The sequence below is a fragment of the Pelagibacterium sp. genome (genome assembly GCF_965249125.1).
Lineage (GTDB): Bacteria > Pseudomonadota > Alphaproteobacteria > Rhizobiales > Devosiaceae > Pelagibacterium.
Map to the genome: position 1 here is coordinate 1975190 of NZ_OZ252217.1, position 14665 is coordinate 1989854.

The 14665-nt window shown below is 61.8% G+C and carries 14 protein-coding genes and 1 tRNA gene; 5 read left to right on the plus strand and 10 right to left on the minus strand.

Annotation, left to right across the window (positions count from 1 at the left end; genetic code table 11):
- Positions 1 to 35 precede the first annotated feature (35 nt).
- The 5 genes from ACP148_RS09735 to ACP148_RS09755 all read right to left on the minus strand — a co-directional run bounded on the left by ACP148_RS09735 (position 36) and on the right by ACP148_RS09755 (position 5112).
- A complete protein-coding gene (locus ACP148_RS09735; RefSeq protein ID WP_421950709.1) occupies positions 36 to 776 on the minus strand; it encodes a glycosyltransferase family 2 protein in 741 nt (246 codons plus the stop codon).
- A 318-nt stretch (positions 777 to 1094) separates the two neighbouring features.
- Positions 1095 to 1925 (minus strand): metallophosphoesterase family protein, encoded by an 831-nt coding sequence (locus ACP148_RS09740; RefSeq protein ID WP_421950710.1) that lies wholly within the window; start codon positions 1923 to 1925, stop codon positions 1095 to 1097.
- The gene (locus ACP148_RS09745) at positions 1925 to 2887 is read right to left on the minus strand and encodes a diacylglycerol/lipid kinase family protein (protein ID WP_421950711.1); all 963 of its coding nucleotides are present in this window, start codon (positions 2885 to 2887) and stop codon (positions 1925 to 1927) included. The genes ACP148_RS09740 and ACP148_RS09745 overlap by 1 nt, the downstream gene beginning before the upstream one ends.
- 319 nt (positions 2888 to 3206) lie before the next feature.
- Positions 3207 to 3923, minus strand: a complete 717-nt coding sequence (locus ACP148_RS09750; protein WP_421950712.1) for an RlmE family RNA methyltransferase — start codon at positions 3921 to 3923, stop codon at positions 3207 to 3209.
- Positions 3913 to 5112: a Ppx/GppA phosphatase family protein gene (locus ACP148_RS09755; RefSeq protein ID WP_421950713.1), complete on the minus strand. Its 1200-nt coding sequence runs from the start codon at positions 5110 to 5112 to the stop codon at positions 3913 to 3915. Before ACP148_RS09755 ends, ACP148_RS09750 begins: the two co-directional genes overlap by 11 nt.
- Positions 5113 to 5518: 406 nt before the next feature.
- On the opposite strand from ACP148_RS09755, the gene ACP148_RS09760 reads away from it, so the two are divergent.
- The gene (locus ACP148_RS09760) at positions 5519 to 5938 is read left to right on the plus strand and encodes a hypothetical protein (RefSeq protein WP_421950714.1); all 420 of its coding nucleotides are present in this window, start codon (positions 5519 to 5521) and stop codon (positions 5936 to 5938) included.
- Positions 5939 to 6084: 146 nt separating this feature from the next.
- A tRNA-Gln gene (locus tag ACP148_RS09765) sits at positions 6085 to 6158 on the plus strand.
- Between the two features lie 106 nt (positions 6159 to 6264).
- Here the strand turns inward: ACP148_RS09765 and ACP148_RS09770 are convergent.
- Together ACP148_RS09770 and ACP148_RS09775 are read right to left on the minus strand one after the other, a co-directional pair.
- Positions 6265 to 9381 (minus strand): efflux RND transporter permease subunit, encoded by a 3117-nt coding sequence (locus tag ACP148_RS09770; protein ID WP_421950715.1) that lies wholly within the window; start codon positions 9379 to 9381, stop codon positions 6265 to 6267.
- 2 nt (positions 9382 to 9383) lie between these two features.
- Positions 9384 to 10556 (minus strand): efflux RND transporter periplasmic adaptor subunit, encoded by a 1173-nt coding sequence (locus tag ACP148_RS09775; protein ID WP_421950716.1) that lies wholly within the window; start codon positions 10554 to 10556, stop codon positions 9384 to 9386.
- Between the two features lie 137 nt (positions 10557 to 10693).
- Between ACP148_RS09775 and ACP148_RS09780 the strand changes: the two genes are divergently transcribed.
- Positions 10694 to 11362: a response regulator transcription factor gene (locus tag ACP148_RS09780; protein ID WP_421950717.1), complete on the plus strand. Its 669-nt coding sequence runs from the start codon at positions 10694 to 10696 to the stop codon at positions 11360 to 11362.
- Positions 11359 to 12711 carry a sensor histidine kinase gene (locus ACP148_RS09785; protein WP_421950718.1) on the plus strand — a complete coding sequence of 451 codons (1353 nt, stop codon included), beginning with the start codon at positions 11359 to 11361 and terminating at the stop codon, positions 12709 to 12711. The genes ACP148_RS09780 and ACP148_RS09785 overlap by 4 nt, the downstream gene beginning before the upstream one ends.
- Before the next feature lie 53 nt (positions 12712 to 12764).
- Here ACP148_RS09785 and ACP148_RS09790 read toward each other — a convergent pair whose 3' ends face one another.
- Together ACP148_RS09790 and ACP148_RS09795 are read right to left on the minus strand one after the other, a co-directional pair.
- On the minus strand, positions 12765 to 13016 hold the full coding sequence (locus ACP148_RS09790) for a hypothetical protein (RefSeq protein WP_421950719.1): 252 nt from the start codon (positions 13014 to 13016) through the stop codon (positions 12765 to 12767).
- A 355-nt stretch (positions 13017 to 13371) separates the two neighbouring features.
- Positions 13372 to 14175: a tripartite tricarboxylate transporter permease gene (locus ACP148_RS09795; RefSeq protein WP_421950720.1), complete on the minus strand. Its 804-nt coding sequence runs from the start codon at positions 14173 to 14175 to the stop codon at positions 13372 to 13374.
- Between ACP148_RS09795 and ACP148_RS09800 the strand changes: the two genes are divergently transcribed.
- Entirely contained in the window at positions 14174 to 14416 is a 243-nt protein-coding gene (locus tag ACP148_RS09800; protein WP_421950721.1) for a hypothetical protein, read from the plus strand. The genes ACP148_RS09795 and ACP148_RS09800 overlap by 2 nt on opposite strands.
- A 29-nt stretch (positions 14417 to 14445) precedes the next feature.
- Here ACP148_RS09800 and ACP148_RS09805 read toward each other — a convergent pair whose 3' ends face one another.
- The gene (locus tag ACP148_RS09805) at positions 14446 to 14619 is read right to left on the minus strand and encodes a hypothetical protein (protein ID WP_421950722.1); all 174 of its coding nucleotides are present in this window, start codon (positions 14617 to 14619) and stop codon (positions 14446 to 14448) included.
- Positions 14620 to 14665 lie beyond the last annotated feature (46 nt).

The window sequence follows — 14665 nt, forward strand, 5'->3', positions numbered from 1 at the left end:
TCCCGACACATGTGGATAGATTTTTTTTGTCCGCCCTACTCGCGGATATCCTGATAGTCGACCGTTGCCGGCTTTCCGCGGAACGTCATGGAAAAGAAATTCTTGGCGTAGACCAGGCCGGTCTGGATGATGCCTTCCTTTTCGATGCGGCGGCCGGAGGTGTTCATGCGCAGCCTGTGAGTCCATTTTACCGGACCGATCCTGGAGAGGCGCACAGCGACGTCGGTGTCTTCGCCATAAAAGGCGATGGTGCGGTCATAGCCTCCCGCCTGCTCCCAAGCCCAGCGGCGGAACACGAAATTTCCACCGTGAATCACCGAGCCAACGCGCAGGATGAAGCGGTTGATGATATAGGTAAGATAGGTGAACCCATAAAACACCTCGACCAGCGCGAGTTGAGAGCGCTTGAGGTCGTAATAGTGGTAGGGGCCCGACACGCAGACGAGTTGGGGATTTTTTTCGAACTCGTCGAAAACGGTGGTCAGCCAGCCTTCGGGCACCATGGTATCGGCGTCTATATTGGCGACCAGATCGTAACCCGCAGACGCGGCAAATCCGGCGGCTCGCGCATGGACCAGACCCTTGTTGGTCTCTTTGACCACCGTGACATCGGCATAAGACGAAGCGATCTCATTGGTGCGGTCGGTCGAGGCATTGTCGACGACGATCACATCGGCGGGATGCCCGCTGCGCTTGATTTCTGCCATCACCGCATCAAGGCACTGACCGATCATTGCCTCTTCATTATAGGCGGGGATTACGAAAACGAGCCGCATGCAGCCTCTCGGGGATTGTTGTGGATGCAGCCCGATAAACGGGGAACACCGCCACTTGTCAACGCGATAAAAGCTCTTTTTGAGGCAATCGGCAGACCGAGCCGGCTGCATCCGCATAAAAAATGTCCGATGTCAGGCCGGGAACGGGCCAGGACCAACCGATGTCAAAGCGCGAAAATATCCGCATCGGCATCGATTCTGCCAGCCATGGCCGTGGCGATCAGTTCTGACGTCGCGCTCAAGAGGGTGTTCGGGAACTTTTTGTCGTGCGGTAGCCGAGCCGGACCGGCTTGCCGGTGCGCGGGTCCAGCGTTCGCCTCACGCTGCCTCCCGCGCCTGTTCACGCGTCGCCCAGCCGTCTCCCATCCACTCTCGCACCCGGATGGTGATTTCCGGTCCTTCAATATCGATGAGGTTGTAGGCATTGGGTTCGCCGCGAAGCCGCGTTGAGGTGGTCGAGGCCGCCTGGGCAACAAGGATGTGACCTTCGCTGCTCTCGCGCGGTCCGGTGGGCACGGCCTCGCGCACCTCTCCCGCGTGATCGTGGCGGCGGACATAAGACATGTGGAAATGCCCGGAAAGCACCAGGCGCACACCGATCCGCGAGAAGACCTTCAGGGCCCGGTCAGCGCGGCGCACCCTGTTCTGGTGCCGGACCATGGGCTCTTCGGGGTGCAACAGGGGATGGTGCGCGATCACCACCTTGACGGTATCTTGAGGCACCTGGGCAAAGCGTTCTTCAAGCCGCTCGAGCTGGTCTTTGTTGATGGCGCCATCGGACCAGTTGAGCGAATGGAAGTTGGCGCGCCGGGATGTCTTGAGCCCGGCCAGCGCGACCCCGTCATCGTACAGAAATGGCTCGAGTTCGGGACTGATATGTTTCCGGTAATGACCGTACGGATTGATGAAGCGCTTTATGAGATTGCGTTCGGGAACGTCGTGATTGCCCGGCACGGCGATGAACGGGGCCGGCAATCTATCGAGAAAGTCACGGGCCCGGGCAAATTCATCGGCGCTGCCGATCTGGGTAAAATCGCCTGAAACGACAATCAGGTCGGGGTTTTGAAAGGCAATTTCTGCGGCCAGAGAGGCGACGACACCGTCATCGTGACGGCCGAAATGAAGGTCGGAAAGGTGGACAAGTCGCATCAGGCCGGTTGCTCCTCTGCTCCTGCGGCTTCGGATTGTTCGTCGGCGATCTCCTGTTTGACCGCCTGGAGTGGAGCGAGCACCGACAGGGCACGAGGATAGATCCTGAACTGCAACGGCGCCTCCAGAGATTGGACTTCGCCATCGATCATCAATTGAAGTCGGGGCTTTTTGGATCGGATGGTGACGGAATGCGCGGTCGAGATGTCAAGGGCGTCGTAGTCGCGCCAATGGCCGGCCAGCATCCCCATCGCCAGTTTGAACACATCGCCGATCCTGAGATGACGCAGGACGTAAATGGTCAGTAACCCGGTATCGAGCTTGTCGCGATGAAAGAAGCGCCCGAGCCCCTCGTCATAGGGATTGGAGGCCACCGCGATGGCCTGTACGCGCTCGATGCGGGTACTGCCATCGCCTGTCGCGATCTCAAGCGCCAGACGGCGGGCCCGAGATATTCGCCGGAAGAAATAGCGTACAAAGCCGATCTTGGCGCCCACGCCCTGCCCTCGGATATATTCCCGGCCCGCCGCCAATTCCGGAATGACGCCAATGACGGCCTTGTGCAGGAAGATGGTGCCGTTGACTTCCGACACGTCGATGGCCAGCGGTTCCATGTCGCGCAACGCCTCGACCGCCTCGTCGAGATCGAGGGGCACTCCAAGGTCGCGCGCCAGCAGATTGGCCGTGCCGAGCGGCAGTATGGCGAGATTCTTGTCGGAATGGATGATTGCAGTCGCCAGGGCCGTTACGGTGCCGTCGCCCCCGGCGGCGATGATGGTGTCGGCATCGCTATCGATTGCCTTTTGAATGCGGTCCGGCAGCTGGGTGTCGGGGTCCGCATCGATGGTCACTTCCAAACCGTGCGCGGCAAACATCGCCCTGAGGGTGTCCGAGGTCACCCCCAGCGCCTGCACCGTGCCGGAGTTGACGTTCAGAACCAGATAAAAGCGACGTTGCGTCATGGTGTGCGCCTGATCGATGGAACCCGGTGCAACAACGCGCCGGATGGAGAAAGGTTCGCCGCGTGGAAATTATGCCGCCACCGCGTGGTCAGCGTCAGTCCGAGCGGCAATGGTGCAGGCAACAAAAAGGGCGCCTATCCAATCCGGCTCGGTGTTCCGTCCGATCCGGCTCATTCCGGGCGGTCGCCAAACGCCAAGATCTCGTGAATTTCGTGGCGTGGTTGACCATTCCGGCCCTGATTGGCCCGGCATTCTGCGTCGATGGGCCGCTCGACCCGTTCTTGAGACGGGAGAATAGCGTGTGGCCGCTTTCTGAAGTTTAGTCCTGCCGCTGGCCCTTGAAGCCGCGCGCGACGAGATAGGCTTCGGCCGATTCAGCGCGGCTCGATGGCGGCTTGGCGTGGAAGGTGGTCGCGAAATTGCGCTTGAGCACGGCGAGCAGTTCATGCTCGGTGCCGCCCTGGAACACTTTTGCGACGAAGGTTCCGCCTGGCGCGAGCACATCAAGCGCGAAATCGGCAGCGATCTCGACCAGTCCGATAATCCGCAAATGGTCGGTCGGCTTGTGCCCTGTCGTAGGCGCCGCCATGTCCGAGAGGACGATATCGGCCTTGTGGCCGCCCAGAAGATCGATCAGTGCCTCAGGAGCATCGTCTTCGGTAAAGTCCTTTTGCAGCAATGCAGCCCCCGGAACGGGGTCCATTTCCAGATAGTCAATGCCGACGACGGTGGGGCGCTCGGGATCGGATTTGACCGCCTTGACCGCTACGTGGCACCAGCCGCCGGGCGCCGCGCCAAGGTCGACCACACGCATACCCGGCTTGAGCAGCCCGTATTTCTCGTCGAGTTCGAGCAATTTGTAGGCCGAGCGCGCTCGCCAACCCTCTGCCCTTGCCCGGGCCACATAGGGGTCGTTGAGCTGGCGTTGCAGCCAGCGCGTGGACGATGTGGTGCGCTTCTTGGCGGTCTTGACGCGGGTCTTGAGGTCACGGTCGCCGCGACGCCCGGCCCCCTTGCCGGTCGGCTTATTTGGCATTGCCGGCTCCTCTGCGCCTGCGTCCGGGACGGCCGCGCATCCAGACGCGGTCCTCCGACATCATCGAAATCAGAATGCCCTCGCGCAGTCCGCGATCGGCCACCCTGATGCGCTGGCACGGCCATTCACGCCGGATGGCCTCGAAAATCGCGCAGCCGGGGATGACCAGATCGGCTCGTTCCCTGCCGATGCAGGGATTGCTGGTCCGCTTGTCATAGCTCATGGCAAGCAGGACCCGCATGGTCGCGTCGACATCGTCGGAATGCATCCACAGCCCATCGACCTTGGACCGCTCGTAGCGCTCCAGCCCCAGATAAAGTCCGGCCAGCGTGGTGACCGTCCCCGAAGTGCCCAGAAAATGTACCGGATGGCTGGCCAGCATGCCGCGCAGCTTTTCGCGTCCGCGAAAATGGCGAAGCTGCTCGGTCACATAGCCGACCATCGCCTCGAAAACTTCGGGCGTCACATCGACACCGCCGAATTTTTCGGCAATCGAGACAACACCGACCGGCAAGGACTGCCAGGAGCGGATGGAGGCTGACGTCTTGCCCTGATTGCGTGGGCGCCCGCCGCGGAAATCGAGCCAGGCCAACTCGGACGATCCGCCGCCGATATCGAACAGGATGGCACCCGGTGCGTCGTTTTCGATCAGGTCGGCGCAGCCGGTCACGGCCAGCTCCGCCTCGGTCTTGCGATCGACAACTTCAAACGTCAGCCCGACCTCGCGTTTGACGCGGGCCAGGAACGCTGCCGAATTGACGGCCGAGCGGCAGGCCTCGGTGGCGATGATGCGCGCCCTCACCCCTTCATGGTGGGCAAGCTTGCTCTTGCAGATCCTGAGAGCTTCGATTGTCCGCTCCATCGCGGCTTCCGAGAGCCGGCCGGTCTGGCTGAGGCCCTCGCCCAGCCGGACGATGCGCGAAAAACCATCGAGCACGCGGAACCCGTTTTCCGTCGGGCGGGCTATCAAGAGGCGGCAATTGTTGGTTCCCAGATCCAGGGCCGCATAAGTGGGCGCGCGCTTTTTGCGCTGGCCCGCGGATTTGGGTTGGGACGTCCACCGCGTCGCCCGCTTGCCGCCAGGTTGCGCCCCGGCGTCTTCGCGTTCATGCCGGACAGGCTCATCCGCGCGCTCGCGCAGAGACGCAGGAGCCGCCGACAGGGCGGTGGACCGACTTGAATCGGTCAACTCGATTTCTCCGTACCGCCCTGTCGCCGATGGGAGTGCAAGGCAGGCGAAAGGCCCGCGATGGCTCAAATGGAAGGCGCCCGAGGCAGATCATTTCAGTTTCGGACCAACGGTAGTCCATCATGGGCCGCAACGCAACGATTGCCGCTTTCCGCACCCTTGAGGCAGCGTGCCAAGATATCGCCATAAAACTCCAGTTTATGCCTGCGTCACAGGAGGGGGCCGCAAGTGAGCACGGCCGCGCGCGTTGCCCTGAGGCAATGTCCCTGCCCATTTGCAAAAGTAAACCTGCGTTGGTTTGTCCGCCCGATAGCGGATGATCTGCCAATGAATTGATCACGACACTGACCGGCTTCGCCAGCATGCTGGCTATATCTGCCCAGGTCCAGCCAAGGACAAAACTAAAGTGATACGTATTGTGTTGCCGCTTCTGCTTGCTGTGTGCGCCGCCGCTGCCATCGCCACGCCAGCCAACGCCCGCGACCCGCAAACGGTCATCAATGTAATGCTCAGCGAGTTGGGCAGCGCGCGCCCCTCGGGCTGTCCGGGACGCTGGTGCGCCTGCTATCTCGACACCGTCCTGGCCCGTGCCGGGTTGCTTCCGACGGGCTCGAACAAGGCGCGCGATTTCGCCAATTACGGCGAGCAGGCCGATCCGGGCGCGATCGGCGCGATCATGGTGATGTCCAACCACGTCGGCGTGGTCGTGGGCGACTGCGGCAACGGCCAGGTGCAGATTGTTTCAGGCAATTATTCCAACACGGTCGCGCTCGGCTGCTACAGCCCCAACCGGGCCATCGCCTGGCGTGCTCCAGTCACCCACTAGCGCTGCTGACCGGCGCTGGTTCGTCCAGCACGCCTGTGACAAAGAAGTGAAATTGCGGGCTTGAAATCGCCACCGTGTGCCGCTAAACAGGCGCCACTTCCTTCGGCCCCGCGCCGAAGCGAAACGCGCGGCAAGCCCGCCTCTGCTGGGGAATAGGTTAACGGTAGACCCACGGACTCTGACTCCGTTAGTCCTGGTTCGAATCCAGGTTCCCCAGCCAATCTTTCAATAAATTGTTCTAAAAAGACCGCTCGCGTGATGCGGGGATCGGCTCGAGACGATCCTTGGTGGTCTTCCGCGCCTGGTGGCGCGGAAGCTTGTTGGTATCATTGGGTGGCCGGATGGCCATGATCTTGGGGTGCCCTGGGCAGGAACCGGCCCACCCATTTGCCGAAACCTTCGACATAGGTGAGCATCACCGGAACAACGAGCAGCGTCAGCAATGTCGAACTGATCAGGCCGCCGATCACGGCATGGGCCATCGGCGCGTTCGCTTCGCTGCCCGGATGCAATGCAAGGGCGAGCGGCAACATGCCGAAGATCATGGCCAGGGTGGTCATGATGATGGGCCGGAACCGGGTGCCCCCGGCTTCGATGAGCGCCGCCTTGAGCGGCAGTCCGGCCCTGACATGCTGATTGGTGTTGTCGACGAGCAGGATGGCATTTTTCACGACCAGCCCCATGAGCATGATGAACCCGATCATCGAATACATGCTGAGCGTCGAACCGCCCACCATGAGTCCCAACAACACACCGACCAGCGACAGCGGCAATGCCGTCATGATGGCGATGGGCTGCAGGAAACTGCCGAACTGGCTGGCCAGAACAAGGTAAATGAACACCACGGCCAGCAACAGCGCGGCACCCATGCTCGCGGTGGTGTCGGCCAGCATCTCGGCATCCCCGCCCTGCTCGATCGCCACGCCCGTCGGCAGATCGAGTGCCGCGACCACCGCATCAATATCGGCAATCACATCGCCCAGCACGCGACCGTCCACGTTGGCGCTGATGGTGATCTGGCGCGCCAACGCCTGGCGTTCGATCTCGCTCGGCCCCACCGTTTCGTCCAAGCTCGCCACCTGTCCAAGCGGCACCGACATTGCCAGGCCGCCATTGGCCCGCTGGGCGACCGGCAGATTGGCGAGCCCGTCAATGTCGGAGCGCAGTTCATGGGGCAGGCGCACCATGACGTCGATGCGGTCGTTGCGCTCATTGGTCCATTCACTGGCCACTTCGCCGGCAAGCATCACCCGCATTGCCGCGCCGACCTGCTGCGCGGTGACCCCCAGGTCGCTGGCCGCCTGCCTGTCGACGACGATATCGAGCATCGGCTGGGCCTGCTGGGTGCTCATCCTGACGTCGATGGCGCCCGGCACCGCTGCCACCGCATCGGCCACCATCCGTGCGCCATCGTTCAATCCGTCGAGATCGCCGCCGCGCAGATTGAGCGTGATCGGCGCGACGCCGGTTCCCAATCCACCGCCGGCACTCGCCGTCAACTCGATTCCCGGGACAACCGCTGTGGCGCGCCTTATCTCCTCGATGATGGCGACGTCCGAGCGTTCACGCTCACCCGGATCGAGCAGATTGACGGTGATCGCCGCCATGTTCTCGCCGTCCGCGGTGCCCGAGTTGACATTGGTATAGGTGTTTTCGACACCGTCGATGCGACGCACGATAGCATCGACCTGGCGGGCCTTGATCGCCGTATAGTCCTGTGAGGAGCCGACCGGTGTTTCGACCTCGATATTGACCAGGCTGCTGTCGCTGGCAGGCATGAACTCGAACCCGACCATTGGCACCAGTGCAAAACTCGAAACGAAGATCCCCAACGCAGCAAGCAACGTCATAATCCGATGGCGCAGGCTCCAGCCGAGCACCTTCTTGTAACGCAGCCCCAGCGCCTCGAACCCGTGCTCGAATTTTGCGATAACCCGCCCCAACGGTCCGCGCTTCGCCCCCGGATGCGCGTCGGGATCGTACCAGACGCTCGACATCATCGGATCGAGGGTGAAGCTGACGAAGAGCGAGATCAGGACGGCCACCGCGACGGTAACGCCGAACTGCAGGAAGAACTGCCCCACGATGCCTTCCATGAAGGCCAGCGGCAGGAACACAGCGCAGATCGAGAGCGTCGTCGCCAGCACCGCGAGCCCAATTTCATTGGTCCCGTCGAGCGCCGCCTGGACATGGCTTTTGCCCATATGCAGGTGCCGTGTGATGTTTTCGCGCACCACGATCGCATCGTCGATCAGAATGCCGATCGAGAGCGTCAGCGCCAGCATGGTCATCATGTTGAGCGAAAACCCGAGCATGGAAATAACCGCCAGCGTCCCAAGGATCGAGATCGGCAGCGTCATGCCCGTGATGACCGTCGAACGCCACGAGTTGAGAAACAGGAAAACGACGGCCACGGCCAGCAGGGCCCCTTCAAGGAGCGTCGATTCGAGCGTGTGATAATTGGCTTCGATCTGCTCGGCGCTGTCCTGGAGCACCTCAATGCGCGCGCCCTCGAGCCGCCCGCCGGCGTTGAGTTCGGCGACCAGGTCGTGAACGTCGTGGGCAATCTCGACAGTATTGCCGCCATCGACCCGGGAGATATTGATCGCCAGCGCCTGCTCCCCGTTCTGGAGCGCCAGGCCGTCGAGTTCGGACTGCCCGAGAGCAATGTCGGCGACATCGCCCAGCATGATGGTCTGGCTGCCCTGCCGCGCCACCACGATGGAGGCGAAATCCTCGACCGCACCGAGCTCGGTGTTGAGCTGCACGGTCTGGACCAAGAGCCCGTTGTCCACCGATCCCGAAGGGATCGTCATATTGTCGCTGGCAAAGGCCGAAACGACTTCCGATACGCCAATGCCATAGGCATTGAGCCTGTCGGGATCGATCAGGATATCGACCTGTTCCTCAATCGAGCCGACAACCATTGCGCTGCCAACGCCATCGACATTGGTCATGGTGGGCGCCACCACGTCGTTGGCGATGCGGGTCAATTGCGTCATCGACAGGTTCTGCCCGCTCAGGGCCAGCGAGATCATCGGCATTGCCGTAGGGTCGAACCGCAGGACCTGCGGCGTGTCGGCCCCATCGGGCAATGTCACCGCCGCCAGCCGGTCGCGCACTTCCTGGGCTGCCTGCATGCTGTCGGTTTCGAGCGTGAACTGCACGATGACCGTCGAATGACCCGAACTCGATGTCGAAGAGACCGTCTCGATTCCGGCCAGCGTATTGACCGCTTCCTCGATCACCTCGGAAATCTCGGTTTCCACCGCCTCGGGCGCCGCACCTGTATAGGGCGTCAGCACGGCGACGACGGGGAAATCCACATCGGGAAACTGCTCGATCGGCATGGACCGGAAGGCGTTGATGCCAAAGACCAGAATCGCGACCATCACCATGGTCGCAAATACCGGATGTCGGACGCTGATGCGGGTCAGGAACATTGTCAGAGCGCTCCCACGACAACACTCTGGCCCGCTTCGAGCCCCGACAGCGGCAAGGCCACGATGACGTCACCGGCGGCCACCCCGTCGGCGATCTCGACCAGGCCCAGCCGGTCCCAGACCTTTTCGACGCTGACGACCCGGCGGATGATTTCTCCATCGACCACGGCGAGCACATAGCGTTCCCCATCGCCGTCCAATACGGCATCCCGCGGCACGGCGATGGTATCGCCGGAAACCTCGGTCACGATCCGGCCCGTAGCGAACATGCCGCCGCGCAGCCTTGCATCGACGTTATCGAGTCCGAGATGCACCACAACCGACCGCGTGCCCTCTTCGGCCACGGGATTGATCCTTTCCACTGCTGCCTCGAACACCAAACCATCCAGACCCTGCACCTCGACACTGGCCGTCTGACCTACCGCTATCGCCGCCGACTGCGCGAGCGGAACCATGGCGTCGATAGTCAGGCGGCTCAGATCGACCAGAGAGACGATCGCCGCGCCCTGGCTCACCACCTGCCCCGGCTCGACCATTCGGTTCGAGACAGTCCCGGAAAACGGGGCGCGAATAGTCGTCCGCTCGATATTGGTCTGCACCTGTTCAACCTGTGACTGCAGCGATGCCAGGCTGGCTTCGAGCCCATCGACATCGGCAATGGCGCTATCAAGCGTCGCCTGCGGCGTCGACCCGCGCTCGGCAAGCGAGCGGACCCGTTCGAGCGTTTGCCGCGCCGCGTTGAGTTGGATTTCAGTCGAACTGAGCGTGCTCTGCTGCTGGCGCAATTGCAGGTTGAGATCGGTCGCGTCGATTTCGACCAGCACGTCGCCTTCCGACACTGTGTCGCCCGCCTGAACGTGGACCTGGTTGGCGATTCCGGCCACCTGCGCTGAAATATCAGCGGTCCGGCCCGGTTGCACCGAACCCGTGAACGCGATCGCCGCCAACAGGTCTCGGGGCGCAATTTCGTACACTTCGCTGTCGTGCAACTGCATGATGGGCGGCTCGGCTGTCACCGGTTCCGATGTCATGTCCTGGGCCTGGGACGCATCGAATGCGCCACTCAGGACGAAACCGCCACCGGCAACAAGCGCCAAGACGAGTGCTGCACCGGCCCAACGGCGACGGGTGGCACTGGCGGAAATATGAGAGGCCGATTGAGTGTATTCGTTCATGATCCAACACTGGCGCGAGTAAATGTGGTGGCATCAATCGGCGAGTTGGATTGCAGCAACATTGCAACCTCGACCCCAAACACGCAATGTTGGCGCAACCCAGCCCTGCCACTACGGCATAGGTAAGGACCCTCAGCATGCGAATTCTACTGGTTGAAGACGAAGACGAGATGGCCAATCTTTTACGGTCCGCCCTGGCGCGTCACTCCATTGTCGTCGATCACGCAGCCAGCCTCGAGATCGCGCGCGAGGCGTGCCTGAGCCACACACACGACGCAGTCCTGCTCGACCGGAAGCTCCCCGATGGCGAGGGGCTCTCGCTCATTCCCGAACTGCGCCGGCAGAACCCTGCAATGCCCATCATCGTTCTTTCGGCCCTGGGTTCGCTCGACAACCGTGTCACGGGGCTCGACGAAGGTGCCGACGACTATCTCGCCAAGCCCTTTTCAGTGGACGAGCTGATGGCCCGTTTGCGTGCCATCCTGCGCCGCCCCGCCCAGATGCAGTCTGAAACCCTGACTATCGGCACGCTGGACTTCGAACCCGAACACAGTGCCGTGCGCATCAATGGTGAACCCATCGATCTCCCGCGTCGCGAACTCCTCGCCCTGGAGGCGCTCATCAAGCGGGCCGGCCGCACTGTCTCGCGCGACACGCTCGAACAGGCGGTTTACGGCTTTGACGACGACATCGCATCGAACGCGCTCGACGCTCACCTTTCGCGCCTGCGCCGCAAGCTCGCCGCCGCTCATGTCGAGATCCACGCCATCCGGGGGATCGGCTATCTCTTGCGGGAAATACAATGATCCTGGGACGCTGGAATTCTCTGCGGTCCAAGCTGACGCGCAAGCTGGTCCTGTTCCAGATTCTCGCGCTCATTGCCTTTGCGCTGATTGCCTCGGTCCCCATCTCACGGTTTGCGTCCGGTGCGGGTCTGGACGATCGCATTATTCCCGTCATCGCCGATGCGATCACGTTCGAGGACGGCAGCATGGCCATCGACCCAGATGACGAAACGCTGAGCAAGATCAGTTCGAAATTCCCCGGATTTTGGTATTATGCCCGCACCGACAGGGGCCAGGTCGTCAGCGACGGCCCGATTCCCGAGGCGTTTGCGCCCGCCCTTGAATATCTGGGCTATATCTCGTTCGGGGATTTCGGGAGCGAAGACTTTCCTGAAGTCGCCGCTCTCATCGTCCGGCAAGCCGGGTCCGAAGCGGGACGGGTACACATTGCGACGGGCGGCGGGCCGCGGTTCGACTGGCTATCGGTCGGACTTTTGTTCGCCAACAAATATTTCGTGATTTTCTCCGCCGCCTTGTCGCTCGTTTTGATCGTCGCCATTCCGTTCACCCTTCGGCGCGCCCTGCGAGGATTGGATGAAGTCGCGCGCGAAGCGGCCCATATCGACATCAACCAGCCGGGCATGCGGCTGACCGCCGACGATGTTCCGCTCGAAATGCAGCCGTTGGTCACAGCGTTCAACGATGCCCTGGGCCGGATCGACGAAGGTATCGAGAGGCGTCACCGCTTCATGGCCGACGCCGCCCATGAATTGCGCACACCCATTGCGATCCTGCAAACCCGCGTCGAACTGCTCGATCCCAGTCCCGAGCGCACCCAGTTGATGCTCGACGTGGCGCGGCTTTCCAACCTCGCCGATCAGCTCCTCGACCTGCAACGGATCGATGTCGGCTATTCGCGCTTCGAGACTCTCGATCTGGTGAGACTGGGCGCCGATGCGGCTGCGGAAATGGCTCCGCTCGTCATCGCCTCCGACGATGAAATCGCCTTCGAGAGTGATGCCGATACGGTCAATGTCAACGGCGACCGTGTCGCCCTGACCCGCGCGGTAACCAATCTGATCCAGAACGCCATCTCTCACGCCGGCCAGTCCGCAAGAATCAACGTCTCGGTTTCAAGTGATGGCAGCCTGACCGTCGGCGACAGTGGACCCGGCATCGACCCCGCCCAGCGCGCAAAGATTTTTGAACCCTTCTACCGCGTCAAGCCAAGCACGCGCGGCGCCGGCCTGGGCCTCAACCTCGTTCAGGAAATCGTCCTGCGCCATAAGGGCACGGTCCGGGTCGGCCAATCGGCACAGGGCGGTGCTGCCTTCACCATCGCCCTGCCCCTCGCATCGCCCGGGACATGAAAAAGGCCGGGTTCAAGGAACCCGGCCGACAAGGGAATCGTCATGCAAAAAGTTTAGATCAACCCGGCGCGCTGACAATCGCTGAGCTTGACCGTCTTGAGCGAGATGCCCGAAGCGACCGAGTCGGCATGGCTCGGCTTATAGTCGAACCGGTCCGATGCGCCCATCGAATCGAGATCTTGGCAATAGCTTGCAACATACGGCAGGCCCTCTGCCGACACCTGTACGCCGCCGACCGTGGTCTGGGCAAAGGCGGGGATAGCGAAAAGCGAAAGGGCAACAGCAAGAGTGGTTTTTTTGAACATTTTTGGATCTCCGTTCAATTTGAACCGCGAACAAACAAGATCGCGATAAGGAGACCCTAACCGGGCCACATTGCCCCAACATTGCGCACGCTGGCCATTTAACCGAGGATATTTTCCAATGGGCAGCGTTTCGGCCGGAGCGAAGTTCCCTGGCACAGCCACGCCGGTCTACCTGTGAATTCTTAGCGCCTTGGCGCTCGCCCATTTAGAGCCGGCGAACAAGTAAAGGAACTAACCATGATCGCAGCGTTCCCCGTCACGTTCCTGGTCTTGCCGGCGGTGATCTCCCAGCCGTGGTTGAGAGTTCTCGTACAGACCGCCGTCTGGCTTTCATGAGCGCCTTTTGGCTCCCGGCTCAGGCTTCGTCCGCCACTATCGATGATGCGGTTTTTTTGGCCCAGCGCACGCGCAGGCGAGCCCAGATTGCCCAGGCGAAGGCCACTCCGGCGAGCGATAGCATCACGGTGTTGATCGTACCTGAAAACAACGTCGGGAAGTCGCCCCGAGCGAGCAGCATGGCACGCCGGAAGTTTTCTTCAAGCAGCGGTCCAAGCACGAACCCCATAAGAAGAGGGGCCGCCTCGAAGCGAAACACCCGAAGCGCGTATCCGAGCAGCCCGAAGCCGAGCAGCAGAAGAACATCGAACATCGAATACTGGATCGAATAAACGCCGATGCAGATCAGGCAGACGACTGCCGGATAGAGCAGCACATAGGGGATTTTGAGCAGACTGACCCAAAGCCCGATGAACGGGATATTGAGCATCAGCAAGATTACGTTGCCGATCCAGAAGCTCGCAACGATCGCCCAGAACATGTCGAAGTTCTCGCGCACGAATTGCGGGCCGGGAACGATGCCGTGCATCATCAGCGCGCCGAGCATGATGGCCATGGTGGTGGTGCCGGGAATACCCAGCGCGAATGTGGGAATAAAGGCAGTCTGGGCCGCTGCGTTGTTTGCCGCTTCAGGAGCAGCGATGCCCTCCACCACGCCGGTGCCGAATTTTTCGGGGTTGGAAGAGAAGCGCTTTTCGAGCGCGTAGGCAAAAAAGGCGGCCAATGCCAGCCCTGCCCCCGGCAGCGGGCCGGCAATGCTGCCCACCGCCGTGCCCCTGAGAACGGGAACCGCGGAATCCTTGAGGTCCTGTCGTGTCGGCATGAGCGAACGCGCGCACGGGTCGGTCGCCTGTGGTCCGACCCTGGAGGTCGCCGTGTTCCGCGCCGTCTATACCGAAGTCAACGCGCGCATCCAGACCGCCGCGCATGGCCTTGCCCAGGGCGGCACGATTGCGGCCCTCTCGCCCGACGAAGGCGCCCTCGCGGACGGTCCGAACCAGACGGCAGGCATGAGGGCCTGGAACCTCTGGCGCGAGGAAACCCGCCAGAGCCTGGGCTGGTAGGCGAGAACCAGTTCATCTGAGGATGGTAACTAGAATGCGTGCCGTGAGACGGGGATGGTATTGGTTTCCGGCAGCCTAGCGGCTTCAATCCGCTCAACCGGCGCCGGTCTGGCATCAAACCCTGCCTTGCCGACAAGCGCCGCGTGCAGCGCGAAGGGCGGCAGCACGAAGACGAACAGAAACGCCCAAAGAGGGTAGCGCATGGCGCAGGTTCTCCAGCTTCACCCGACGGGATGAAGCGGGGTCACT